Source organism: Vallitalea maricola (genome assembly GCF_036985595.1).
GTDB classification, from domain to species: domain Bacteria; phylum Bacillota; class Clostridia; order Lachnospirales; family Vallitaleaceae; genus Vallitalea; species Vallitalea maricola.
Window position 1 is genome coordinate 24343 of the sequence record NZ_BTPU01000092.1, and the last position, 26564, is coordinate 50906.

The 26564-nt window shown below is 28.2% G+C and carries 24 protein-coding genes; 22 read left to right on the top strand and 2 right to left on the bottom strand.

Annotated elements, in window-relative coordinates; translation table 11 throughout:
* Window positions 1-526: 526 nt before the first annotated feature.
* Entirely contained in the window at window positions 527-736 is a 210-nt protein-coding gene (locus AACQ14_RS21390) for a DUF378 domain-containing protein (protein WP_113675085.1), read from the bottom strand.
* A gap of 184 nt (window positions 737-920) precedes the next feature.
* Between AACQ14_RS21390 and AACQ14_RS21395 the strand changes: the two genes are divergently transcribed.
* The 9 genes from AACQ14_RS21395 to AACQ14_RS21435 all read left to right on the top strand — a co-directional run bounded on the left by AACQ14_RS21395 (window position 921) and on the right by AACQ14_RS21435 (window position 14179).
* Window positions 921-2177: a M14 family metallopeptidase gene (locus AACQ14_RS21395; protein ID WP_339365608.1), complete on the top strand. Its 1257-nt coding sequence runs from the start codon at window positions 921-923 to the stop codon at window positions 2175-2177.
* 165 nt (window positions 2178-2342) lie between these two features.
* Complete coding sequence (locus tag AACQ14_RS21400; protein WP_339365609.1) at window positions 2343-2642, top strand: hypothetical protein; 300 nt, start codon at window positions 2343-2345, stop codon at window positions 2640-2642.
* Between the two features lie 287 nt (window positions 2643-2929).
* Complete coding sequence (locus tag AACQ14_RS21405; RefSeq protein WP_339365610.1) at window positions 2930-4984, top strand: thioredoxin domain-containing protein; 2055 nt, start codon at window positions 2930-2932, stop codon at window positions 4982-4984.
* A 639-nt stretch (window positions 4985-5623) separates the two neighbouring features.
* Window positions 5624-7018, top strand: a complete 1395-nt coding sequence (locus tag AACQ14_RS21410) for an endo-alpha-N-acetylgalactosaminidase family protein (protein ID WP_339365611.1) — start codon at window positions 5624-5626, stop codon at window positions 7016-7018.
* A 139-nt stretch (window positions 7019-7157) separates the two neighbouring features.
* Window positions 7158-8816 (top strand): sensor histidine kinase, encoded by a 1659-nt coding sequence (locus AACQ14_RS21415; protein WP_339365612.1) that lies wholly within the window; start codon window positions 7158-7160, stop codon window positions 8814-8816.
* The gene (locus AACQ14_RS21420; RefSeq protein ID WP_339365613.1) at window positions 8809-10443 is read left to right on the top strand and encodes a response regulator transcription factor; all 1635 of its coding nucleotides are present in this window, start codon (window positions 8809-8811) and stop codon (window positions 10441-10443) included. Before AACQ14_RS21415 ends, AACQ14_RS21420 begins: the two co-directional genes overlap by 8 nt.
* Before the next feature lie 127 nt (window positions 10444-10570).
* Window positions 10571-12250: an extracellular solute-binding protein gene (locus tag AACQ14_RS21425; protein WP_339365614.1), complete on the top strand. Its 1680-nt coding sequence runs from the start codon at window positions 10571-10573 to the stop codon at window positions 12248-12250.
* A gap of 44 nt (window positions 12251-12294) precedes the next feature.
* Entirely contained in the window at window positions 12295-13257 is a 963-nt protein-coding gene (locus AACQ14_RS21430) for an ABC transporter permease (protein ID WP_339365615.1), read from the top strand.
* 13 nt (window positions 13258-13270) lie between these two features.
* Window positions 13271-14179 (top strand): carbohydrate ABC transporter permease, encoded by a 909-nt coding sequence (locus tag AACQ14_RS21435; protein WP_339365616.1) that lies wholly within the window; start codon window positions 13271-13273, stop codon window positions 14177-14179.
* 134 nt (window positions 14180-14313) lie between these two features.
* Here AACQ14_RS21435 and AACQ14_RS21440 read toward each other — a convergent pair whose 3' ends face one another.
* Entirely contained in the window at window positions 14314-15021 is a 708-nt protein-coding gene (locus AACQ14_RS21440; protein ID WP_339365617.1) for a type II toxin-antitoxin system Phd/YefM family antitoxin, read from the bottom strand.
* 237 nt (window positions 15022-15258) lie between these two features.
* Between AACQ14_RS21440 and AACQ14_RS21445 the strand changes: the two genes are divergently transcribed.
* The 13 genes from AACQ14_RS21445 to AACQ14_RS21505 form a co-directional block, all read left to right on the top strand.
* Window positions 15259-16209, top strand: coding sequence for a hypothetical protein (locus AACQ14_RS21445; RefSeq protein ID WP_339365618.1), 951 nt, complete (start codon window positions 15259-15261; stop codon window positions 16207-16209).
* Between the two features lie 129 nt (window positions 16210-16338).
* Window positions 16339-17304, top strand: a complete 966-nt coding sequence (locus AACQ14_RS21450) for a TIGR01212 family radical SAM protein (protein ID WP_339365619.1) — start codon at window positions 16339-16341, stop codon at window positions 17302-17304.
* A 115-nt stretch (window positions 17305-17419) separates the two neighbouring features.
* Window positions 17420-18889, top strand: coding sequence for an HlyD family efflux transporter periplasmic adaptor subunit (locus AACQ14_RS21455; protein ID WP_339365620.1), 1470 nt, complete (start codon window positions 17420-17422; stop codon window positions 18887-18889).
* A gap of 58 nt (window positions 18890-18947) precedes the next feature.
* Window positions 18948-19649 carry a YggS family pyridoxal phosphate-dependent enzyme gene (locus tag AACQ14_RS21460; RefSeq protein WP_339365621.1) on the top strand — a complete coding sequence of 234 codons (702 nt, stop codon included), beginning with the start codon at window positions 18948-18950 and terminating at the stop codon, window positions 19647-19649.
* A 6-nt stretch (window positions 19650-19655) separates the two neighbouring features.
* Window positions 19656-20144, top strand: a complete 489-nt coding sequence (locus tag AACQ14_RS21465) for a cell division protein SepF (protein ID WP_339365622.1) — start codon at window positions 19656-19658, stop codon at window positions 20142-20144.
* 37 nt (window positions 20145-20181) lie between these two features.
* Entirely contained in the window at window positions 20182-20454 is a 273-nt protein-coding gene (locus AACQ14_RS21470; RefSeq protein WP_113675070.1) for a YggT family protein, read from the top strand.
* A 9-nt stretch (window positions 20455-20463) separates the two neighbouring features.
* The gene (locus tag AACQ14_RS21475; protein ID WP_339365623.1) at window positions 20464-21231 is read left to right on the top strand and encodes a YlmH family RNA-binding protein; all 768 of its coding nucleotides are present in this window, start codon (window positions 20464-20466) and stop codon (window positions 21229-21231) included.
* A 10-nt stretch (window positions 21232-21241) separates the two neighbouring features.
* Window positions 21242-21790, top strand: coding sequence for a DivIVA domain-containing protein (locus AACQ14_RS21480; protein WP_339365624.1), 549 nt, complete (start codon window positions 21242-21244; stop codon window positions 21788-21790).
* A gap of 140 nt (window positions 21791-21930) precedes the next feature.
* A complete protein-coding gene (gene aroB / locus AACQ14_RS21485) occupies window positions 21931-23010 on the top strand; it encodes a 3-dehydroquinate synthase (protein ID WP_339365625.1) in 1080 nt (359 codons plus the stop codon).
* 11 nt (window positions 23011-23021) lie between these two features.
* Window positions 23022-23507: a signal peptidase II gene (lspA, locus tag AACQ14_RS21490; RefSeq protein WP_339365626.1), complete on the top strand. Its 486-nt coding sequence runs from the start codon at window positions 23022-23024 to the stop codon at window positions 23505-23507.
* A complete protein-coding gene (locus AACQ14_RS21495) occupies window positions 23507-24424 on the top strand; it encodes an RluA family pseudouridine synthase (RefSeq protein ID WP_339365627.1) in 918 nt (305 codons plus the stop codon). Before lspA ends, AACQ14_RS21495 begins: the two co-directional genes overlap by 1 nt.
* Before the next feature lie 27 nt (window positions 24425-24451).
* Entirely contained in the window at window positions 24452-25057 is a 606-nt protein-coding gene (locus AACQ14_RS21500; protein WP_339365628.1) for a pentapeptide repeat-containing protein, read from the top strand.
* A gap of 510 nt (window positions 25058-25567) precedes the next feature.
* Window positions 25568-26564: tyrosine-type recombinase/integrase (locus AACQ14_RS21505; RefSeq protein ID WP_339365629.1), on the top strand; the 997-nt coding region annotated here is incomplete at its 3' end.

A 26564-nucleotide genomic window follows, 5' to 3' on the forward strand; every position in this document is an offset into this window, starting at 1 on the left:
CTCCTATTTAATTATTGCTCCTAATTGATAGTATTTACAAAATACATTGACTAACCTTATAGTTAATCTATATATTGTATTATGTACTAATATATTAGTATTAAATTGAAAATAGTTATCATATCAATTAGAAGATAAATTTTAAAGAACTATACTATTAAATTCTTTAAAAATTATAACTTTACTCTTTTATTATATAACTTTCTAGAATTATTTACAATAAGATTCTTAATTTAAATTAAGAAAATATTATTAGAAAATTACTTAATAATATTTATATAAATTCGAAAAATATCTAAGTATATAAAAATAATAGGCATTAATTCATTATTTAAAACAAATAAAGATAATTATAGTAATTTATAAAAAAATAATTGTAATAATACGATATCTATAGTAATATAATATCATTAAATACTATATATTATATTTACTTAAAAATGGATTTCATGAGATGAAGACAGCTTGCTATAGAGTGAAATATACAAAAAATAGAGATTATTGTAAAATAATCTCTATAATAATATTACATCTCTCCTCTAATTCTTCCAAAGAAAGTTAACGAATATATACCAGCAATACCAACTAATGCATAAACTATCCTACTTGCTATTGTATACATTCCTCCAAATATTGCAGCAACTAAATCAAACTCAAAAAAGCCGATTAGACCCCAGTTGATAGCGCCGATGATTACTAAAATGAGAGCAACTATATCAATACCTCTAGTATTCATAAACATCCTCCTTAACATGTGAATTTATGATTAACCTAAAAAAATATATATCTTTTTCTAAGGTTTAATCTTACTATTAGTTTCTGTAATTTTTTAAAAAATAACTAGTAAAATTTTGGTACAAGGTACATTTATCTTAAAGCAACAATAAGATAAATAAAAATAATATTTTTAGGTGATAAAATTGGACAATATTTCAAAGTCTAAAATAAGAGAAATTCAAGGCTTATTAAATAAATTTGGTTATTATAATTATAGTATTGATGGTTTTATAGAAAATTATACAATAGATGCTATAAAAAATTTCCAAAAAAATAATAATTTAAAAATAACAGGTGAATTAAACGAATCAACTTTAAGTAAAATAGATGAATATTTAATAGGATATGTACTTCATACTATAGAAAGCGGAGATTCATTATATGATATTGCAAGAAGATATAATACATTAGTATGGCGAATTATTACAGCCAATCCAAATGTGAATCCTTTTGATTTAACTATTGGAACTAGCATTATTGTACCACTGAATTATCAGATTGTACCTACTAATATTCCCTACACTTATAGTGTGTTGGAAAATAATATATTGGGCTTAAGTAAAAGATATCCATTTTTGAGATTTGATAGCATCGGTAATAGTGTGGATGGTAGACAGATATATAGAATAAGAATAGGTAATGGTAATAACCATGTCATATATAATGGTGCTCACCATGCTAATGAATGGATTACAACACCATTACTTATGAAATGGATAGAAGTTTTTTCGGAAGTTTATTCTAGAAAAGGTTCTATAAGGGGCTATGATACAGAACAAATCTGGAATTATGCTACAATTGATATTGTACCAATGGTTAACCCAGATGGAGTAGAATTAGTTATTGACGGAGTAGATAATATAAATTCCAATAAGGATCAACTAATTAAATGGAATCTTGGCAGTGAAGATTTCAATGATTGGAAATCTAATATTAATGGTGTTGATCTCAACAGAAATTATGATGCTGGATGGAAGGAATATAAACAATTAGAAAAAGAATTTGGTGTTATCGGTCCTGGTCCTTTTTTATATGGTGGAACTAAACCTGAATCAGAACCAGAATCTTTAGCCATGGCTAATTTAACTAGAAGTATTGATACTAGATTAGTATTAGCATATCATACCCAAGGTCAAGTGATTTTTTGGAATTATAAAGATCTTCAGCCAGAGATAAGCTTGTATATTGGAGAAACATTTGCTAAAGCAAGTGGATATGAGTTAGCTTCAGAAGATTTAAGCCAGAGTTTAGCGGGTTATAAGGATTGGTACATTTTGGATTTTAGAAAACCAGGTTATACTGTAGAAGTGGGCAAAGGTAAAAATCCTCTCCCTATTGAACAATTTGATATGATATATGAAAATAATGAAGAAATATTATTGTTAGCAAGTATTATTTGAAGTGACTATAATTTTATCTTGAAATTGAATAAAAATTTTGTAATATTTTTCTAGATTTGATATAATATTTATTAAGATTAATATCTATACACAAAAATATACTAGATTTTTTATTGTTACTATAAGCTGCATTCAAATAAAATAACGAAAAGGATGATGGTAATTATGAAAAAAAAAATAATGTTATTGAGCATAATGATAATTATGTTACTATGTTTAATGACTGGTTGTATGCCTGGTGATCCGAAATACACAGTATCTGACCCAGCTGGCTTTTTTTGGGGTATTTGGCATGGATGGATAGCACCTATATCATTAATAGTTGGATTATTCAAGGAGAATGTACAAATCTATGAAGTGATGAATACAGGTTGGTGGTATGATTTTGGTTTTTATATTGCTGTTATAAGTGGTTTCGGGGGATTATCATTATTCCGTAAAAAGAAAGCAGAGAATCATAAGTAGACTAAGAGCAAATCCAGTTAGTTAGGATTTGCTCTTTCAGATTATGATAAAGATTAAAGCTTTATTTATCTAATTTGCCTATCAAGTCAATAAAATGGAGCTCTGAGTATCCATAATCATGAAGAAGTTCTCTAGAACTTCCTTTAGATTTTTTTCTTGGACACAATATTAATGTATGATTCTTCAGATGTCAATTGAAAAATTATAATTTAATCCTTCTGAAATATGAATATACCAACTTTACCAGTGGTAAACTATACTAAGATAACAATTAGGAAGGTGAAAACATGTCAGAAAGTATGTTTAATAAGCCAAATAGATTAGCTAATGAAAAATCTCCATATCTATTGCAGCATAAAATGAATCCAGTAGATTGGTATCCATGGGGAGAAGAAGCTATAAAAAAAGCACAGAAGGAAGATAAACCCATATTTCTTAGTATAGGTTATAGTACGTGCCATTGGTGTCATGTAATGGAAAGAGAGTCATTCGAGGATACTGAAGTGGCTAATATATTAAATAATAATTTTATATCAATTAAAGTAGATAGAGAAGAAAGACCTGATATTGACTCTGTATATATGGATGTTTGTCAAAAACTGACTGGAAGCGGTGGATGGCCTTTGAGTATATTTATTACACCTGAACAAAAACCGTTCTACGCAGGAACATATTTTCCAAAGCATTCAATGTATGGAAGAGTAGGTTTTATTGATTTGCTTAATAATATCATAAAAATATGGAGTGACAATAAGCAAGAATTAATAAATAAGAGTGATGAAATATTACGTCATATTAATTTAGTAAAAACTGATAAACAGGTTGAAATAAATCAAGATACAATAGATTCAGCTTATGAAGAACTAATGGAAGGTTTCGATTTGAGATATGGAGGATTTAATAATCCGCCTAAATTCCCTACACCTCACAATTTATTTTATTTACTAAAAAAATATACGTTATATAAAGATGAGCATGCGTTAAATATGTGTGTAAAAACACTAGAGGGTATGTATAGAGGTGGAATATATGATCACCTTGGTAGTGGATTTTCCAGGTATTCAACTGACAGAGAATGGTTAGTACCTCATTTTGAAAAAATGCTATATGATAATGCTTTACTTATAATGGCATATACATCAGGATATATGTGTACCAAGAGAGAAGCTTTTAAAATTGTAGCTGATGAAACAATCAATTATCTGACCAGAGACATGTTGGATATAGATGGAGGATTTTATTCAGCAGAAGATGCGGATTCTGAAGGGGAAGAAGGAAAGTTTTATATTTTTAGCAAAAGAGAAATATTAGATGTACTTGGAATAAAAGATGGTGAAAGATTTTGTAATATATTTAATGTAACTGAGCAAGGTAACTTTGAAAATAAAAACATCTTAAATTTAATTGATACAGAATTATCTATGGTAACTGAACACAGTAAATTAATAAATGAATGTAAACTAAAATTATTTGAGTATAGAAATAGAAGAGTTAGACCTCACAGAGATGATAAAATATTAACTTCTTGGAATGGACTTATTATAGCTGCATTAGCAAACTCAGGTCGCTATCTGAAAAATAATAATTATATTGCATATGCTAAAAAAACTGCTGATTTTATATACCATAATCTAAGAAAAGAAGATAGAGGCCTATATGTAAGATATAGAGATGGAGAAAGAAAAAATGATGGATTTCTAGACGATTATGCTTTCATTATTTGGGGTTTAATAGAATTGTATGAAACTACTTTTGATATATTTTACTTGAAGTGGGCGCTTGAATTAAAAGATTATATGATAAATAACTTCTGGGACAATATAGAAGGTGCATTTTTCTTGTATAGTACTAAAAGTGAAAAATTAATATCAAGACCAAAAGAGATATATGATGGTGCCATACCTTCTGGTAATTCTGTAGCTGCTTATTGTTTATTAAAGTTAAGCAGATTGACTGGAGATTTATCCCTAGAAGAAAAAGCAAATAAGATTATTGAAGTTTTTTCAGCTCAAATAAATAGTTATCCCAGATATTATACTTTCATATTGCAAGTGGTTATGATACTAGCAAAAAGCAGTAAAGATATAGTAATATGTGGAAGTTATAACGATAATGAAGTCAAGGATTTTATTAATAGAATAAATGATAAATATGATAGTTATTTAACAATTATGATTAATGATGGTAGTGAAGACATTACAAAAATAAATCCTGGCATAAAAGATAAAATAAAAATAAATAATAAGAATACAATATATGTATGTGAAAATTACTCCTGTAAAGCCCCATTAACTGACTTAAGTAAAGCAGCTGAAAAAATTATAGGAGAAAATATCAATTAATCAGTTAAACTAATATAGAGTATTTATGTAATATGGGTATGACAAGTGTATCCTATATTTTTATTAAAAATATAAATATAGGATATTTACTGTTTTAAATGAGATATTATAATGATTTAATGGTTAAACGTTTTGTTTGTGGTCAAATCAAATCATAAAGCAAGATTTTGTGTAAAATATCACTCTTGTAATGATAATCTTCTGTACTATAGTAATTACATAATAATATATTCAGACTAAATATAGCATATTCCACTATAATAATTAGTATTTTACAATAAAAATATCTAATATTGACTAAATATGCATTAAATGTTATTATAAATAAAGTAAAACGTTTAGTTGTTATTTCTCTCAGAATGATTAAACAATTAATTTTGCAATAATACATTATGCAATAATGATATTATTGTACAACATTCATATAGCACAAGTGTCATAATTAAAAATTCTTAGATAAAATAATAACGAAAGACATAACAATTTTCTTGTAAGTGAAATAAATTTCAAGTGTTATGTCTTTTTTATTTAGTTTTATGGGAGAGTAATAAATTTTATTATAATAACTTTAGGTTAGGAGGGATATATCATTAAATAGAGAAAGTAAAATCAAACTTAAAATATAAGAGGAGGTTTATTATGAATAAAAATGATTGGAAAAATATATCTGGTGATTATTACGATTGGAAGATAACCAACAAACCTGAAAGACCTTATATTCATGACTATTCAAAAACGGTGACAATGAAATTATTTTGCTCTATACCAGATAATAAAGGAAATAGTATTGTAGCTTGTAAATTTGATGAAGTCTTAGAAATAATTAAAAAAATAGATTTTATTACTAGAGGAATAGATAAAATAATTTATCTTGTAGGGTGGCAGTTTCAAGGTCATGATGACAAATATCCATCTTGGTCACAAGTAAATGAAGACTTGAAAAGGGAAGAAGACGATACTTCATTGGATAGTCTAAAATGGCTGATGAATGAAGCTTTAAAGTATAATACTACGGTAAGTTTACATATTAATATGACAGATGCATACAAAGATAGTCCATTATGGGATACATATGTTGAAAATGATTTGATATCTAAGAATGAAGATGGTTCATTATTGAAAATTGGTACATGGAACCATAAAGATTCATATCAGGTTTGTTATAAAAATGAATGGGAAAGTGGATATGCGGTTAAACGAATTGATGATTTATTAAAAATGCTACCTATTAAAAGAGCTGGTACAGTGCATATAGATGCTTTCTTTGCTAGAGAAAGCAAAGGACATGACATCTCATTAGATGAGGAACAGATTTATAGAAGAAAGATTATTAGATACTGGAGAGATAAAGGAATTGATGTGACAAGTGAATTCATATACAGGGAAAAGGGTATTGATGATTTAATTGGTTTAGTACCTATGGTATGGCATATTAATCAAAATGTCCAAGATTATTTGGAAAGACCAGCAACACTATTAACAGGTGGTAGAATCAATAGGGATTTGAAAGATTATGATGAAAAACTTGGTAATCTATTTGGTGAAAGTATTCATGGAGAAGGCTTGCTAATTAATCAAAGCGATCTTACAGTTATACAACCTAATTGGGAAAATGATTTTATTAAAGCATTTTGTTTAGAAGTAACACCTTGGTATTTTTTGAATCAATTGGAGAGATTAGAGGTAAAGGGATTAATGCCTAATAGATTAGCTTATTATACTAATGAAGTGGTTGTTAAAGAAAATGAGAAACAAATTGTTTGTGGAGATAGGGTAATAAAAGATGATACCAATATCTTTATGGAAACATATTGGACAACCAATAAAGAGATAATGGCTTACAGTGCTGAGGGGTATAAAAATAAACAATGGCGATTACCTGAAAGTTGGAAAAGTGTAGAGAAAGTGAGTATAAGCAAAATTACTAGTGATGGACTAATTTCTTTGATTAATACAGTACCAGTTAAAGATAAATTATTAAAATTGAGTTTAGAGGCACAGCATGGGATTTTAATTGAGCCGGTTAAACAGTAGCTAATAAAAGGAAGTGTAAAATATGGAGAGAATTCATTTTAGGAGATCTATATTTATTAAACTATGTACTGTTTTCTTCTTTATTATATTAACACTTTTTTTAATAGGTTATAGTGTTTATAATTGGGGGATCAATAAAGTGCGGGATGAGATTATACAGAATGTATGCGTCACTAATCAAAATTTTTCTTATAATCTTAATAATGAACTCAAAAGAATAATTACTTTACAATATGAACTTACTAATGATTGGGATTTAACCAAACTTAGTACTGGTATTGGGAGTTTTAATAGTTATGAAAAATCTCTTGTTGTTTTGCACGTCAGAGATAAGATATCTGCAATCAAAACAAGTAGTCAACTGATTGATGGGATAAAAGTAATAATCCCATCAATCGACAAGACTATAGGGACCAATACTATTGGTGAAATTACACCAGACTGTTTTAATTTAATCAATACATATAAAGATATGGATAATAAACAGATTATTTACTATAACAATCAACTGCTATTAATATCTGAGTACCCCCAGATATATTATAAACGAGGGCTGCAACCTAATTTCTTGATTTTTGCAACTATTAGTACATTCAACATCAATAAATTCTTAGATAATATGAGTATACATGAAGAAAGCAATGGTTTTATATGCAGTAATAGCAGAGATATGCTAATGGGGAGTAATGGTGATAATGAAATACATTATAGGATAAAACAACTCATAGATGATAATCAAGGTAAAAAGATTAATCTTAATACTAGATATGTAAAAGACACTTATATGCTTACAGAAAAGATTAAAGGTAAAAAATATCTAATAGTCTATTCCGATACAGGTGTAGAAGATATAAAGTTGGTTAGATATATACCTGATAATGTAGCATTTGGAGATCTCAATATATATAGTATCATTATGTGGATATTTGCCATGGTTTCTATATTTCTAATAATAATATTTTCAAAATCACTCTATAATACTATCCATGAACCATTAAAAAAACTTGTTGATGCTTTTGATAAAATTGAGCATATAGAATCAGTAGTGACCATAGAACATCATAGAAAGGACGAATTCAAATATATCTACGATAGTTTTAATAAAATGAGTTGCAAATTACATAATCTCATAGAACAAGTGTATAAGCAAAAAATTCTAGTGCAAAAATCTGAGTTAAAACAATTGCAGGCTCAGATTAATCCACATTTTCTTTATAACAGTTTTATAATGCTTAAAAATAGAATTGAAGCTGAGGATATTGAGTTTGCTTCTGAATTCTGTAGTGAGCTTGGTTCATTTTTTATGTTTATTACTAGAAATAAAAAAGATATTGTACCTCTAAAGAATGAGGTTGAACATGCTGTAACATATTCCAAGATACAACATGCCCGTTTTTCTAATAGATTAACTATTAAGCTTGATGAACTTCCAAAAGTATTTGAAAATCTTCTTGTACCAAAGATAATCTTACAGCCTATATTAGAAAATGCATTTGAGCATACTCTAGAAAATATGGAAGATGGTGGTATTCTAGAAATGATATATGAAAAGAATGATAATTATCTAGATATCATCATATCTGATAATGGAGAAATAGAAGATGATAAAATAATTCAAATGGAAAATAATCTAAATAGAACAGATATTGAAGTAACAGGAATGATTAATATACATAAAAGGCTTAAGTTAATATATTCGGAGAAATATGGATTGGTTCTTTCAAGGAGTAAATATGGAGGATTAAAAGTAACTATTAGAATTCCAATTGATGGAAGTGAGGTGGAAACTAATGTATAGATTACTTATAGTAGATGATGAAATAGATGTAGCTGAATATTTTCGTAGAATTTTTGAAGTTAAAGCGAATCTGCCATTAGAGATTTATACTTCCTATAATGCAACTCAAGCCTTAGAATGTTTGAATAGGACAAGGATTGATATTATTCTATCAGACATAAAGATGCCTAAGATTAATGGATTACAAATGTATGAAGAAATAAAAAAGCGCTGGCCAAAGTGTAAAGTGATTTTTTTAAGTGGTGTATTAGAATTTGATTACGTATATGAATCAATTCAAAACAGAGATGTTAGATATCTGACAAAACTAGAACCAACATCAAAAATAATATCAACAATAAGAGAAGTTATAGATGAAATTGAACAAAATTATCGAGAAATTGATGATATGAGAAAAGTACAAAAACAGATAAGAGAGGCTTTGCCATTATTGCAGAACAACTATATTGAGAGTCTATTGTATGGAATATGTGATTCGTATAGTGAGGTTGAAAAAAGGTTGGATCAGCTGGAAATACCTATTGAGGTTGATAAAAAGATAATTATGGTAGGTGGGATATTTGATGATTTGCCAAAATATATTAGTTTATCTAAGCTTGATAAGAATATATATTCTTTGAAAACAATAAGTGATAAATATTTTAGTAAATACTATAATAACGTACATTACATATCCGAACAAAAGTACTCAATATGGTTGCTTCAGCAGAAAGACATCAGTTCACCTATAAAAAATCAACAAGTTAAGTTAAATGGGTTATTAGAATATATTCAAGGTACTATAAGAAAAAATCTCAATATTACCATTACATTTGTTTATGAAACATCTCAAATAAATCTCAAAGATATACCAAAATGCTATAGCAATATAAAAAGAAGGCTGGGCTATAGGTCAAGAAAGCTTAATGAAAGCATAATTACATTAGCAGAGTATAATAAAAAAGAATCTACTAATTCTAATGATGAGAATATTGAAAAATGCTGTAAAGAACTTAATCGTATCAATGAACTAGAAGGATATCTTGAACTAGGACAACAAGATAATTTCTTTTTGCTACTGTCTAAAATGACAGATAAGGTAGTCTATATTGATAATTTTAATAACACCAATGTATTGGAAATTTATTATAGAATATCCTGTGTTCTTCTAAAGTATATTAATGAATGGAAGATGAACGATGATTTGGATTCTTTGATTAATCTTACTAAGTTAACCAATGTACATGAACATAATTCTTGGCAAGAAGCAATTGAATACATAAAAAATCTATCTCAATTAATATTTGATTCTCATTTCAAAAATGAATATATTTGGTCTGATAATGCAATAGCAATAGTACAAAAATATATATTAGAGAATTTGAATAAAGACCTTTCTCTAATCATTCTTGCAGAGCAGGTAAATCTTAATCCTTCTTATTTATCAAGGTTATTTAAAAGTCATACACAAAATAATCTATACGATTATATATTAGATATGCGAATGTTAAAAGCTAAAGATATGTTATTGAAAACAGGTGAAAAAATACAAGATATCGCTATAGAAGTTGGATATGAATCAGCACCATCTTTTACAAGAGTTTTCAGGAAATATACAGGAAAAACACCTACAGACTATAGAGGATAATTGTTTTTTTAAAAGTAAGTAAAGAAAGGGTAACTAATGTAAACATATGCTCGTTGTGTATTTTATGTATAACTTGTTATAATTTTATTGTAAAGAAATAAAATATAACAATTAGGAGGGTTTTAAAATGGGTAGAAAGTTATTTACTAAAATAATCTCACTAGTTCTTATTACTTGCATGATGGTTACTTTATTTGCCGGATGTAAAAAGGATGAAGGTAAAGAAACTGTCAAGAAAGATACTGATAACAAACAGGTAGCAGAAGAAATTGATCCTTTGGGTAAGTATGAAGAACCTGTTACTGTTACAGTAGCAATAAGAACTTCAGGAACTAACCAAATTCCTTTTGAAGGCTCAATGTGGGATAAGAAGTTCAAGGAGTATGGTATTAATGTTGAAATAGCTTGGTCAGCTGACGCAAGTCAATTTGACAATAGATTAAACACATCAATAGCTTCTGGAGATATTCCAGACATTTTACCAGGTATATCAGCACAGCCTATGTCTACACTAGTTCGTGGAGATATGGTATATGATGTAAGTAAAGTATTTGATTATCTATCACCAACAAATAGAGAATGGTTGACAACAGGAGCTGGAGCAGATGCATTAGATAGTGTAACTATTGATGATAAAGTATGTATTATACCAACTAATGTAACTGAACTTATCAATAATTGCTTCCCTCTTTTTGTAAGAAAAGACTGGCTTGATAATCTTGGTTTGGAAATACCTAAAACAATGGATGACTTCAAAAACGTAGCATTACAATTCACTAAAAATGATCCTGATAAAAATAGCAAGGATGATACATATGGATTAACAATAATGGGACAAACCAATCTAATAATGGATTGGGGTGGATTATATGGTTTCTTTAGCGGCTATGGCGTCCAACCTTGTACTTGGTATGATGGCATGTTGTTCTATTCTAAGGATGATGATGGAAACGCTGTTTGGGATGGAACAAGACCAGAAGTTAAAGAGGGTTTACAATTACTTCAAGACCTATATAAAGAAGGAGCAATTGCCAGAGATTTCCCAACCATGGATGGAGTAAAGGTAATGGAAGATTTGAATGGTGGTAAAGCTGGTATGGTTTTCGGTGTTAGAGGACTTCCTATGTGGGCAATCAACAAAACTATACTAAATGATCCTAATGCAGAATGGTATGCTATGAATATGCCTACAAAAGATGGTTCTGATGCTCCTATTTTTGCATTCCAACCAGTTAATACAGGATATGCTATTTCTAAGAAATGTAAACACCCTGAAGCAATTATTAAAATGTTAAACATCGTAACTGCTATGACAGACCCAGAAAGTCCATTATTTGATGCTGATTATAGAGATACTACTGTAGCTGGACCATTAGTTATTAATATATGTGACCCTGCTTATGAAAGAACTTCAAATGAGACTTTATTTGAAGCATTAAAGAAAGAAGATAAGACTAATATAGATAAATATATGGTTGATAATTATGATAAAGTTATGGAGTATATTGATACAAAAGATCCTGAGTTATGGAGATTTTGGAATGCATATTATCCTGAAGAAGGTCATGCTTGGTATTTAACATTTGGTCTTAATAAACCAGCTATGCTTAAGAAAAATGTATGGTGGGCTTTGCCAACAGATTCAATGTTATCATATCTACCAATTTACAAGAAACTTGCTGAAGAAACTATGACTAAGATAATAACTAATAATGCACCTGTTAGTGAATGGGATAAGATGGTTGATGAATGGAATGAATTAGGTGGGGATAAAATTACTGAAGAGGTACAAAACGCATTAAAATAAAGTATAAAAGTTATAAGGTAATTATTATATAGGAGGTAGTACATTTGATAGGACAAAAAATAAATGCAAATAGATCCTCTCACAAATCAAATTATTCTCAGAGTAAATTCAAAAAACAATTACCCTTACATATGATGATGCTTATTCCAGTGATACTAGTAATTATATATTGTTATGGTCCTATGTTAGGTATATTAATATCATTTCAAGATTATGTACCATCTACTAACGGTTTCTTTTACTCACTTATAAATGGAAAATGGATAGGACTTGATATGTTCAAATATATATTCAAGATGCCTGATTTTCCATCTATAGTTTGGAATACTTTTTTTATTGCTACAATGAAAATAGTTGCAAAGATAATATTCCCTTTGATATTTGCTTTACTACTCAATGAAGTTAAAAGAAGTTGGTTCAAGAAATCAGTACAAACTATAACATTTTTACCTTATTTCTTATCATGGGTTATATTGGGAGGTATTTTATTAGAGATTTTTTCACCACGTACGGGTATTGTAAATCAAATAATAGGTTATTTTGGGATGGAAGCTAAATATTTCTTTGGTGACCCAAAAACATTTCCTTATATGCTTGTTCTTACTGATCTTTGGAAGGACATAGGTTTTAATACTATAATTTTGTTAGCAGCACTAACTTCAATAGATCCAACATTGTATGAAGCAGCAGCAATTGACGGAGCTGGAAGATTAAAGCAAACTCTGCATATAACTCTTCCTGGTATTTCAAGTATCGTTGTGTTGATAGCTATATTAGGACTGGGAAATATCATGAATGCTGGTTTTGATCAAATATTTGTATTATATGGTCCTTCAGTATATTCCACTGGTGATATTATTGACACTTATACGTATAGAATGGGAATAAACAATGGACAATTCTCGTTAGCAACTGCCGTAGGACTATTCAAATCAGTAGTGTCATTTGTGATGTTGACAATTTCTTATTGGATCGCAAACAAATATAGTGATTATAGAATATTTTAAAGGAGGTAATACCATGAAGAACAAAACAAAGAAAGATATATTGATGGGAAATTCTACTTCACGTAAAGTGTTTGTAACTATAAATACAATATTGTTAATATCAATAACTTTCATAACAATACTTCCAATAATACATATAATATCATTATCTTTTAGTTCAACACAAGCGGCAGAAGGTGGTCTTGTAGGTTTACTTCCTGTTCAATTTTCACTTAAGGCTTATGAATCAATATTAGGTAAAACCAGTTTTTATAAAGCATTGATGATATCTGTAAAACGTGTACTTATAGGGGTTCCCTTTAGTTTGTTATGTACTATTTTAGTAGCTTATCCTCTATCAAAGGAAAAGAATAAATTTTCAGCAAGAAAAGTTTATGTTTGGTTTTTTATTATAACAATGTTATTTAATGGTGGCTTGATACCAACTTATATAATTGTTAAATCTACTGGAATAATGAATAAAATTTGGGCGCTAATACTCCCAAGTGCAGTATCAGTTTTTAATATATTGATATTGATGAACTTTTTTAGAGAATTACCAAAAGCGTTAGAAGAAGCGGCACTCATTGATGGAGCAGGTCATATGTCTATACTTACTAAAATATATTTACCTCTTGCAAAACCTGCTCTAGCTACTTTAGTATTATTTATATTTGTATTTCATTGGAATTCATGGTTCGACGGCTTGATGTACATTAATAAGATAGAGAAGATACCACTACAAACTTATTTACAGCAAATATTGACTATGCCAGATACCAGATTCATGTCTGCAGATCAATTACAAGAATTAGGTAATGCAAGTAGAAGAACAAATAATGCTGCACAGATAATTATTTCAACTATCCCGATTATGATTATATATCCGTTTTTACAAAAATATTATACAACAGGACTTGTTTTGGGAAGTGTAAAATCATAATGTCAGCCATGATATATGATGATGAATTGATAAATTAATAAAATAGTTATTATTGAGATAGGGGCTTATATAGCCCCTATTTAGATTGTACGAAACAAATGTCAAATGCCAGTGGTCTATCTTGTGGATTGATTTTATTGAAAGATCATGGATAGGTTGATTTCTAACCCATCAAATATATTTGATCTATATACACCCGTTTTATCTATTGTATTACATTTTTGAACTTGTTTATTATTGAAATTCCATTGAATAACGTTTTTGTTTTTGGTATCAAAGATAACATACTCCTTAATTCCTGATTGTAAATATAGATTAAGTTTTTTCACCAAATCATTGTTTCTTGTAGAGGGAGAAGTAACTTCAACAATCAAATCAGGTATTCCAAAATATCTATCACTTCGTATGTTTTCATGATCACACATAACGAATATATCTGGCTGTACAATATCTTTTGTTGGAGAATTATTAAAATATATATCATAAGGTCCTACATAAGGCTTGCATTTCTTATCTTTAAAATAAGTATGAAACTCACCAATTATACAGGATATTATATGTTGATGTGTATGGCTAGGTGGAATCAATTGATAAACAACCCCATCAAGATATTCAAACCTTCCATCAGTGTTTTTGTATACTTCAATAAATTCATCGTATGTAATTTCGGAATTATCATATATATAGTCGCCACTGCCATCTTTTATTATATCTCTATACTTGGAATATTTTGTTAGTATTGCAATGGGTTTTTTGTTTCTTGTAATTACTATATCTTCTTTTTGCACAAGGTCAAGATATTTGCCGAAATTAGTTTTAATATCTGTAGAATTAATTACCATAATAAACACTCCTAATCATTTGTATTGTTCAATACAATTATATAACATAGATTAATATTAATCAATATAATGTTTTGAATTAATCAATTATATTTATTTTGATAATCATTATAAACTTGGAAACTTAAAAGTTATATTAGTGAATCAATTAAAAATTAATCATAATGTTATATAAAATCCTTAGTAGAAATGATATAATTTAAAGGTAGTATCAAATTATATTAGGAGAATAATATTATGATAAAAAAAGTTGATTTATTGAAAATGGAGTTAGATGTTATACCTAAATATTTAATCTTGAAAGACATAGAAAAAACAGCTGAGGATAATGTAGAATTAATCTGTTTGAAAAAGTCAGTAATGAAAAGTAAGTGGGTCAATCATATTATAAACCAACAATTTAATGATGGGTCTTGGGGAACTTTCCATAGTATGAGCCAAAACATTAATGCAAAAATGACTACAGAACAAGCTTTAAGAAGGCTAACTGTACTTGGTCTAGATTATAGGGATGAACCAATAAAAAAAATAGTAGAATACATGGAAAAACATTTGCTTGGAGAAATTGAATTGAGAGACAGAGTAGAAAAAAAACATAATTGGATACTATTCACACATTTGATTGTAGCAACTTGGTTAAGAATTATAGATCCAGATAATCAACTGGCTTACAAAGTTGCTAAAGATTGGGCTGATGTAATTACAGGTGCTTTCTCATCAAATACATATAATCCTTGTGACTATAAAGAAGCTTATTATGATATTCATAAGGTTTCAAAAAATAAATGTATGTTGAATTTTACAAACTTTTATATAGTTTCACTATTGCCTGGATTGTTACCTGAAGAAATAGAGCTAAAATTTATTGATTATATAATGAATAACGCACAAGGAATATATTATATTTATGATAGGTCTCTAAATATTCAACCAGACAAATTTAATTCTAAAGAGGCTAGTAGGTATATTAATGCATATGAATTATTAAGTAAGTATACAAATTCAAAATGTAAGTTAACAAGATTTAAGGATTGGTTGTTGGATAATATACAGGAAGATGGTTTTTGGGATATGGGACAGGCATCAAAAGATAATATCCAATTTCCATTATCAGATTCGTGGCGTGCTCCAATAAAAAGAAAAATTGATTGCACTGTGAGATTGCAAAGATTATTAGACAAAATATAAATTATATAAAAGGAATTTATTAATATTATTTGAATTATTATAATGTACGTCTTTATAACTGTTGAAATAATATCTATAATCCAATATAATATAAGTGATTTATTGATTAACTTTGGAGGCAAAATAGATATGATTGATACAGAAAAACGATTATACTATAAATATTCTGATTATCTTAAGAATAAATATGGTGAAAAAGTATATAAGTTACCTATAAACATGGATTTGACTTGTCCTAATAGAGATGGATGTATTGGTTACAATGGCTGTATATTTTGTAGTGAAGTTGGAACTGGATTTGAGAGTTTATCCAATAGGATGTCTGTTAGTGAACAAATCAATAAAAATATGTCTTATATAGAAAAGAAATATAATGCAAAAAAATTTATTGCTTATTTTCAAAACTTTACTAACACATATATGCCAATAAAAGAATTTAAGAATGCTGTAACAGATTCAATAGGAGATAAAATAGTAGAAATAGCTATTTCTACTAGACCAGATTGTATTAATGATGATTATCTAGAGATTCTTAATAAAATTAAAAAGGAATATAAAATTAATATAACAATTGAACTGGGTCTACAGAGTATTAATTATAATACTCTAGATAAAATAAATAGAGGTCACTCATTAGCAGAATTTATAGATGCTGTTCTTAGAATCAAAAAATATGATTTTGATATATGTACACATATGATTCTAAACTTACCGTGGGATAATATGAGGGATATAGTGGAAGGTGCTAAGATATTGACGGTACTTGGAGTTAACCAAATCAAGCTTCATTCACTTTATATTGCAAAAAATACAGAGTTAGCTAGACTATATGATGAAAATAAGATAACTATTATTTCTAAAGAAGATTATATAGACAGAGTAGTTACATTCTTAGAATATACGAATCCCAATATCGCTATTCAACGATTAGCTAGTAGAGCTCCAAAAGAAGAAACTATATTTTGTAATTGGAATACAAGCTGGTGGAAAATAAAAGATGGTATTGAGAATAGTATGGTTAAAAATAATACTTACCAAGGAAGATTATGTACTTATCAAAATGGTATAGCATTAACCAAAAGATTTAGTATATAAGTATTTTGGATTATATGAATAGGACTTGCTTTTAAGTAAAAAATTGGTGTATTATTAAGTAATAGTTATTTATTCACAGTAAAAAACTTATTCATTTTTGATAAGAGGTGTTAATTTGGAGCAAAACAGAAGAAATCGTGCACAACAAAATAGATCGAGAACTAGACGACCTAAACGAAAAGCACCTAAAAGTAAAGGATTAGGGATTGGAACATTTATTTATTTCCTGATATTCTTGTATTTAATATATAATATTATTTCTTTCTTGATTAGTAATGATGTCAGTTATGTTTCTGCTGAAAAAGGTAGTATTTATAATGAGGAAATATTTGATGGAATAATACTAAGAAATGAAACTGTTGTCAAAAGTACTGCTGATGGAATGGCTAGTTATTATGTACCAGAGGGAGATAAGATAAATATAGATAGTATAGTATGTATGATAGATTCAAACGGAGATTATACTGCCGAAATAAAAAAAGATATTAATTACATAAATGACAAATTAGCTTATGCAAATAATTGTAATTCACATGAAGATATAAAAAAGAATTTGTATACATATACAATGAATTATGATAATGATACCTTTGGAAATATTTATGAATTCAAAACCAACATGAAGGATACAGTTTCCAATATCACTCAATCATTATATATACATGATCAATTAGATCTAGATACAATTCGTAGTAAAAAATTGTTAGAATCACAAATCAACAACAATATCAGTATAATAAAGGCAATGAAAAGTGGAGTAATATCATATAGAATTGATGGATACGAAAATTTCAGCATAGATAATCTTGATATCCAATCTTTGTTTGATTTCAAAAGCGAAGAAGAAATATATACATACAAACAAGAAACCATAAAAAAAGATTCGCCTCTATTTAAAATTATAGATAATGATAAATGGTATGTTGTATGTAAAATGAAAGATGATTTAACTGATTTTATTCAAGGAAAGGATACTATATCTATTAATATAATTGAGAAAGATGTAACAATTAAAACTAAGATCTATGATATAGTTCAAAAAAATAAGAAAGAATATCTTATTTTAGAGATAGATAGATATTTTGATCTTATTAAAAATAGAAAGATCAAGTTCCAAGTTGTATATGAACAGTATGATGGAATTAAAATTCCAAAGACAGCAGTAGCAGAAAAAGAATTTTTAAGAATTCCCAAATCATGTATTGCAAAAAAAGGTAATAATGAAGGTGTATTGAAAAAAACCTACGGAGAAAATTTTGTTGGCGGAGAAAGTGTTGAGTTTATTAAAATAGGTTTTAAACATATTGAAGAAGAGAGTTATTATGTACCCATCAGTGAAGAAGGGTTACAGTTAAATGATATTTTAGTTGATTCTACAAACAATAACTATACAATTTCAGAAAAGAAGTCTTTAAAAGGAGTATATATAATTAATAAAGGATATACGAATTTTAAATTGATTGATGAGATATATTCTGCTGACAGCTATATTATCGTTGAAACCAACACACCATATGGAATAAGAATATATGACAGGGTTATAGCTGATGCAAGTAATGCAAAAGAGGATGTAATTTTATATTGACATATAAATACTAAGAAAAAGTTTAGGGTATCGCAACATAAGAAAGGAAGACGGTTACATGGAAAACATTAAAGATAATATTAAGATTGTTCTTGATAATATTGAAATTGCAGCTAAAAAAGCAGGCAGAAACAAAGAAGACATAATTTTAATAGCGGTCTCAAAAACTAAGCCTGTGGAATGTATTGAAGAAGCATTAAAAAATGGTTTGATCAATATGGGGGAGAACAAGGTACAAGAAATAAGACATAAATATGATGTATTAGGTAATAATGTCAAGTGGCATATGATTGGACATTTACAGACCAATAAAGTTAAATATATAATTGATAAAGTAAGTTTAATCCATTCTGTAGATTCATTGAAATTGGCTGAGAAGATTAATGCTGAAGCAATAAAATCAGATAAAATAATGGATATTCTCATTCAACTCAATGTTGCTCACGAAGAAACCAAATTTGGTTTAATGACAAAGGAAGTGACTGATTTCGTAATAGCTGTCAGCAAGTTGTCTAACATTAGAATTAAAGGTTTGATGACAATAGCACCTTATGTAATTAATAGCGAGGATAATAGACATATTTTTAGAGAAATAAAGCAATTAGCTGTTGACATAAAAAGGAAAAACATTGATAATGTTAGTATGGACATCTTGTCAATGGGGATGACAAACGATTATATGGTAGCCATTGAGGAAGGTTCAACTATGGTTAGGGTAGGGACAGGCATATTTGGCAAAAGAGATTATAATAAGAGGTGATATAGAATGGCAAAGTTTATTGATAAGATGATGGATATGATGAAATTAAATGATTATGATGATTATGACGAAGAATATGAATATGATGAAGAACAAAACGAAGAATCAGCTACATCATCTAATGTTTCTGATCTTAAACATATTAAAAGTTATTCAAAAAAGAAAAGTAATGCTACGAATATAGTTAATTTTCAAGCTAACGTTCAAATGGAAGTGGTAGTTATTCAACCAGAAACATATGATGAGGCTCAAGACATATGTGATCATATTAAATCAAAAAAACCTGTAATAATTAATTTGGATAAGATGGATAGAAATATAGCTCAAAGGATAATGGATTTTATTAGTGGATCTTGTTATACCTTAAATGGTAACTTGCAAAGAGTTACAAATAATATATTTTTGATTGCACCTGAAAATGTTGATATTGCTGGTGATTTTCGAGAAGAACTAAAGTCTAATGGGATTATTTTACCTTGGAAAAGTGAACAATAATTATTCGCTAAAATAGACTAATTAAGGAGTGAATTCCATGTATTACGCATTAAGAACTATAGAATTATTTTTGTATGCCTTAGAAATATTGATTTTAGTAAGAGTACTATTATCATGGGTTCCAAGAGCATATAATAATCCCTTTGCAAAATTTATACTTCAGATAACCGAACCAATATTAGCTCCAATTAGAAAACTCATAGATAAATCAATCTTCGGAGGAAAAGGAAATGTATTGGATTTTTCCCCATTGATTGCGTTTTTATTACTTAGAATCTTACAATCTCTAGTAAATAACTTAATGAAGTAGGTTAGACTTATGTTAGATAAAAATGAAGATATTTTGATTGTCAATAAGATTATTGATAAAGGTAAACTTGCATCATTAAGGCAAACTAATATGTTTACAGATTTTTTGAACATTCATGAACAAAGCTTATTTATTTCTAATAAAAATAAATTATCGAATATTAATCATATTTTTTATGGTGGTTATGAATATAGCGAAAGAAAAATTATAGCATTTTATCCAGATTATATTGACTATGATAATATTGATTATCCTATAGAGACCTTGAAAATTTCTCCTAGGAATAAGAAGTTTTCTAATAATTTGACTCATCGTGATTTTTTAGGTGCTATATTGAATCTTGGTATTACACGAAGTAAAATCGGAGATATTATAGTAAAAGATAATTACGCAATTGTATTTGTTATAAAACCTGTATCTGATTTTATAATATCTAATCTGGAAAAAGTAAAACAAACAGTAGTTGATATAAAAACAATATATGATTTACCACAAGAAATATTAACTCCAAGTTTTCAGCCTGTAAAAGGAACAGTTTCATCTATTAGATTAGATTCTGTTGTTTCTCTAGCTTTTCCTTTGTCACGAGGAAAAGCCCTTACATTAATTAAGAACAAAAACGTATATGTAAATAGTAAATTAACCTTGTCTCCTTCATGCAAGTTATCTCAGGGAGACATAGTATCAGTAAGAGGGATGGGGAAATTCCAATTTTATGATATAGGTAGCAGAACTAAAAAAGATAGAATTTATATTGAATTAAAAAGATATACTTAGGAGGAATAATATGTTAACACCTTTAGACATTGAGGGAAAAAGTTTTAAAAAATCATTATTTGGTTATTCTCCAGCTGAAGTAAAAAATGCAATAACAGAAATTTTAACAGATTATGAAAAAATGTATAAAGAAAACATTGAGTTAAAGGATAAAGTTAACTTATTAAATGAAGGTATAAAGTACTATAAAACAATTGAAGAGACACTTCAAAATACTTTGTTATTAGCAGAGAAAACTGCTGAAGAAACCAAATCAAATGCACATAAAAGAGCTGAGATAATTGAAAAAGAAGCTGAAGTCAAAGCTCAAACAATAGTGGAAGATGCTAGAAATGAAGTGTATAGAATTAGTCAAAAGAAAGAGGAGCTTGTTCAACAATATGATGCGTCTAAGATACAAATTAGACAATTTCTAAAAGCTCAACTTGAATTGACTAATAGTAATACTTTAGAAAATAAACCAATCGATATAGACGATATTCTTGCTCAGACATCAATTGAAGAAGCTGCAGCAACTAAAATAAGTGACCTATCAGTAAAACAGATTGATGATGAATAAGAAAAAATATGTTTCTTATAGTAAATTTAACTTTCTTATGCTAAAATAAAGTTCGAGAGGCTGTCCTCTAGGACTTTTCTTTTACTATTATAGAATTATTAATAATGCACTTAAGGTGTATAAAAAGGAATGTTTAAAATATGAAACAAATTGAAGTGAAAACAAAGACAAATAACTACAATATTATTATTAGTAATAATTTTAATTCTTTACAAGAACACCTATCAAAAATAGGTATGGACCATAAGAAAATATGCATAATAACAGATGATAATGTTAGTAAGTTATATTTAGATACTTTATGTAGTATATTATCTAAAATTACTGATGAGTTATCTTATTTAGTAATCCCTCATGGTGAAGCTAATAAGAATCTTGATACAATTAACATAATCTATAAGAAGATGATAGAAGAAAAATTGGATAGAGAATCTTACATAATTGCTCTTGGTGGTGGTGTTACAGGAGATATGGTCGGTTATGCTTCAGCAACTTATATGAGAGGGAATAACTTTATTCAGATACCAACTACTTTACTTTCTCAAGTTGATAGTAGTATAGGGGGCAAGACAGGAGTAGATTTTGATGGTTACAAGAATATTGTTGGAGCTTTCCATCAACCTAAGTTAGTATATATTAATACAAATACATTGTTAACATTGCCTAAAAAAGAAATCAGCGCTGGTATGGGTGAAATCATTAAGCATGGACTTATTGCCAGTAAAGAATATTTTACTTATATTAGAGCCAATAGTTCAAAAATAATGAATCTGGATAATGAAATTATGGAACAACTGATATATGAATCTTGTGTTATAAAAAGTAAAGTTGTTTCAATGGATGAAAAAGAAAAAGGGGTTAGGGCTACCCTTAATTTTGGACATACAATAGGTCATGCTGTTGAAAGACTATTTGATTTTAATCTATTACATGGAGAATGTGTAGGTCTAGGTATGGTATCAGCTGCATATCTATCTTATTTATTAAATCAAATTGATTCTAGTGAGCTAGACGATATAAAAGCCTGTATCCAGAGTTTTGATTTGCCCATTAAAATTGATAAACTAAATGAATTAGAGATTTATAATGAACTATATCATGACAAAAAAACAAAAAATAATGAACTGAATTTTATACTTTTAAATGGAATAGGTTCATGTGAAATTAGAAATGACTTATATAAAGAAGAAATAATGAAAGCAATTAAATATATTTTATAAGGAGATATGTAATGATAGTAATGTTAATAAGTGTTATATTACTTATAGGTTTAGACCAATTTACAAAATATTTAACAGTATTGAATATTCCAGAAAGAACATATATCCCAATACTTAATGATGTCTTTGGCCTGACTTATGTTAAAAACAAGGGTGCAGCATTTGGTATGCTACAAGAACAAATATGGTTATTTATAATATTCACTACAGTAATTTTGATTGGGATTTTTTATTTTTATACAAAAATACCAAAAGACAGGAAATACTATCCTATTAGATTTACAATGATTCTATTCATAGCTGGAGCTATTGGGAATTTTGTAGATAGAATTAGATTAAGATATGTTGTTGACATGTTATACTTTAAACTAATAGATTTTCCCGTATTTAATATGGCTGATTGCTATGTAGTTGTTGGAGCTATTCTATTGATAGCATTGATGATATTTAAGTACAAGGACGAAGATTTTGCTTTTATGAAGAGGAGTACTAAATAATGGATAGTTATACATTTTTGATTGAGGCAGAAGATGTAGGAATAAGAATAGATAAATTTATCTCAGATAGATTGCCTGATTATTCTAGGTCATTTATACAGAAATTGATAAAAGAAAATGATCTTACTGTAAATAATAGTGGAATAAAATCTAATTATAAATTAAAAGCAGGGGATGAAATAAATATTGTTATACCTGCACCAAAAGAACTTGATATAGTAGCAGAGGATATACCACTGGATATTGTATATGAAGATAAAGATGTAATACTGGTTAATAAACCTCAAGGTATGGTGGTTCATCCTGCACCAGGACACTATACGGGAACATTGGTTAATGCTATCATGTATCATTGTAAAGATGATTTGTCAGGAATCAATGGAGTAATGAGACCAGGTATAGTTCATCGTATTGATAAAGATACATCAGGAGTTTTGATAATATGTAAGAATGATAAAGCTCACGAGAGTATAGCTAAACAATTAAAGGATCATACAATAACAAGAAAATATAATGCAATCGTTTATAATAATCTAAAAGAAGATGAAGGTGTAATTAATGCTCCTATAGGTCGCCATCCAGTCAATCGTAAACAAATGGCAGTTAATCCTATCAATGGTAAAGAAGCAATTACACATTATAAAGTTCTTGAAAGAATTAATCAATATACTTACGTTGAATTGCAGCTTGAAACAGGTAGAACACATCAGATTAGAGTTCATATGACAAGTATTAATCATCCATTGTTGGGTGATCCTGTTTATGGTCCTAAAAGTGATAGGTTCAAGTTGAAAGGACAGGCTTTACATGCAAGAGTGTTAGGATTTGTACATCCTACTACTAATGAGTATATGGAGTTTGAAGCACCTTTGCCTAATTATTTTACTGGTTTATTAAAGAAATTAAGAAATATGTAATAGAGATAAGAAAGGAAAGAATAATTAATGAAGATAGCTAGTAACACAAGATATGAAGATGTTGATTTTAACGATAGTAATTTGGAGTTTTTGGATATACAAAAATCTTCCTTTACTAATTGTACTTTCAAAAATGCTAAATTGGATGAATCAATTATTAAGAGTTGTGAATTTATAAAGTGTGATTTTAAATCTTCTAGATTAAATGTATCTGATATTAAAAATTCAGCATTTCTAAATTGTAAATTTGGTTTTGCTGATTTATTTGGCGCAAAATTCACAGATTGTAAGATGGTAGGTTCAACATTTGATGAATCCAATTTATTAGGGGTAGTTATAGTAAGAGGTGATTTTTCATACACCAATTTGAAATTTCATGATTTTAAGGGGTTGGATTTTAGTGAGGTTAATTTAACTAGAGCTGACCTGACTGGATGTAATTTGGAAAAAGTAATATTCAATGGAGCCAAATTAAGTTATACTAATTTACATAAAGCCAAGCTGAATGGTTGTGATTTCAGAGAAGCAATAATTGAAGGAATAAATTTATCAGAGTTAGATTTACATAATGTTAAATTGGATATAGCGGGGTGTATTTTGTTGGCTACATCGTTTGGGGCTAAAGTAGAGTGAAGGTATAATAAATCATTAATGAAGTTAACGGTCGCGAAAATAGTATAGGGGAATATTTCGTCAGCTAATTAAACGTCCGTGTTTAAATAGCTGAGTTCGCCGTCCATGGCTCACTGCTACATATTCCCCTATACTATTTTTGCTCTTTAGTCAATTATTATTGTATGTGAGTTAATATGGCTTGTGGAAAGGTATAATTAGTTAGGTTTTTATTTGTTAATTCCAACAATCAATAATAGATAATGTAAAATATACGAACTCGACAAAGATAAATATACGAACTCAGTGCACACAAAGCATATTTATATTATAAGAATAAGTCTTAAGAGTAGTAAATATGCTGTTTTTAGAAGTTTTATAGTAGTTCTTATATTATTTACTATATGAACAGTGTCATAAAACTACGAAAAAAATAAATGGATATGGTAATACCCCTTGGAAGATATGTGGTTGACCATAAATATATTATGTAAACAATGTTGCGATTTATATAGATGAAGGAGAAAAAACATGAATTTAGAACCCAATATTATTGATATGACAATGATAATAGAAAAATATATAAACCATCTTAAAATAAATAGATTGTCTAAAGCAACTATAAAGAATTATAATGTCACTCTTAACCAATTTATGAATTTCATAATAGAGAGTAGAGGTACACAATATATTGAAGAAGATAATGTCAAAAATATTATTGATAGTTTTTTAGAAGAATTGGATAGAGATGACTATAATTATAAAACAAGAAGTATTAATGCAAAAAGAAATACATTAACTGGTTTATTCAAGTTTGCTAATGAGGAAGAATTGATTCATATCAGTGTGACTCATAAGCTGAAATCACTTAAGGTAGATGCTACTAGAGAAAAACCAGTACTTAGCAAAGATGAAATCAATAAGATATTAAAATATCTAGAGAATGAAGTCAGTATTGAGACTAGAAAAGAATATGACATTCTAGAAGACAAATATTTTAATATATATTATAAGATAAGGAATAGATTTTTGTTCAATTTGTTTTTATATACTGGTTTAAGAATCTCTGAAACCGCAAAAGTCATGTGGGATGATATTAATCTTGAAAGTAAACTATTAACTGTAACAGGTAAAGGAAATAAAACAAGGTGGATTCCTTTAAATAGTAAATTAATGTTTGAGTACTTTAAGTACAAAACAGCAATAGAACGTTTAGAGAAAGCTGCAAGTAGAGAAAATGTTAAGTTGAATAGATTAATTTATAAAAGTGTATATCTGTTTCCATCGCTATATAAAGTTGATGATGATTTGCCTATGTCCACCAGAAGAATAACCATAATTATAAAAGATCTATTGGATAGAGCAGAAATAAATACAAAAAGAAGCGATAATAAAAAAATAACACCTCATAGTTTAAGACATACCTTTGCAACTTATCTATTAGATAGTGGGGTACCAGTAAGAATTGTAAGTGATATTCTAGGTCACAGCCGAACAAGTACTACTTTTGATAATTATATCCAAATTA

Coding starts and splice junctions, on each gene's coding strand:
- AACQ14_RS21390 (WP_113675085.1), bottom strand. CDS start 736: ATGAATACTAGAGGTATTGATATAGTTGCTCTCATTTTAGTAATCATC.
- AACQ14_RS21460 (WP_339365621.1), top strand. CDS start 18,948: ATGGAAAACATTAAAGATAATATTAAGATTGTTCTTGATAATATTGAA.
- AACQ14_RS21435 (WP_339365616.1), top strand. CDS start 13,271: ATGAAGAACAAAACAAAGAAAGATATATTGATGGGAAATTCTACTTCA.
- AACQ14_RS21440 (WP_339365617.1), bottom strand. CDS start 15,021: ATGGTAATTAATTCTACAGATATTAAAACTAATTTCGGCAAATATCTT.
- AACQ14_RS21495 (WP_339365627.1), top strand. CDS start 23,507: ATGGATAGTTATACATTTTTGATTGAGGCAGAAGATGTAGGAATAAGA.
- AACQ14_RS21450 (WP_339365619.1), top strand. CDS start 16,339: ATGATTGATACAGAAAAACGATTATACTATAAATATTCTGATTATCTT.
- lspA (WP_339365626.1), top strand. CDS start 23,022: ATGATAGTAATGTTAATAAGTGTTATATTACTTATAGGTTTAGACCAA.
- aroB (WP_339365625.1), top strand. CDS start 21,931: ATGAAACAAATTGAAGTGAAAACAAAGACAAATAACTACAATATTATT.
- AACQ14_RS21480 (WP_339365624.1), top strand. CDS start 21,242: ATGTTAACACCTTTAGACATTGAGGGAAAAAGTTTTAAAAAATCATTA.
- AACQ14_RS21500 (WP_339365628.1), top strand. CDS start 24,452: ATGAAGATAGCTAGTAACACAAGATATGAAGATGTTGATTTTAACGAT.
- AACQ14_RS21445 (WP_339365618.1), top strand. CDS start 15,259: ATGATAAAAAAAGTTGATTTATTGAAAATGGAGTTAGATGTTATACCT.
- AACQ14_RS21405 (WP_339365610.1), top strand. CDS start 2,930: ATGTCAGAAAGTATGTTTAATAAGCCAAATAGATTAGCTAATGAAAAA.
- AACQ14_RS21420 (WP_339365613.1), top strand. CDS start 8,809: ATGTATAGATTACTTATAGTAGATGATGAAATAGATGTAGCTGAATAT.
- AACQ14_RS21475 (WP_339365623.1), top strand. CDS start 20,464: ATGTTAGATAAAAATGAAGATATTTTGATTGTCAATAAGATTATTGAT.
- AACQ14_RS21425 (WP_339365614.1), top strand. CDS start 10,571: ATGGGTAGAAAGTTATTTACTAAAATAATCTCACTAGTTCTTATTACT.
- AACQ14_RS21410 (WP_339365611.1), top strand. CDS start 5,624: ATGAATAAAAATGATTGGAAAAATATATCTGGTGATTATTACGATTGG.
- AACQ14_RS21400 (WP_339365609.1), top strand. CDS start 2,343: ATGAAAAAAAAAATAATGTTATTGAGCATAATGATAATTATGTTACTA.
- AACQ14_RS21470 (WP_113675070.1), top strand. CDS start 20,182: ATGTATTACGCATTAAGAACTATAGAATTATTTTTGTATGCCTTAGAA.
- AACQ14_RS21465 (WP_339365622.1), top strand. CDS start 19,656: ATGGCAAAGTTTATTGATAAGATGATGGATATGATGAAATTAAATGAT.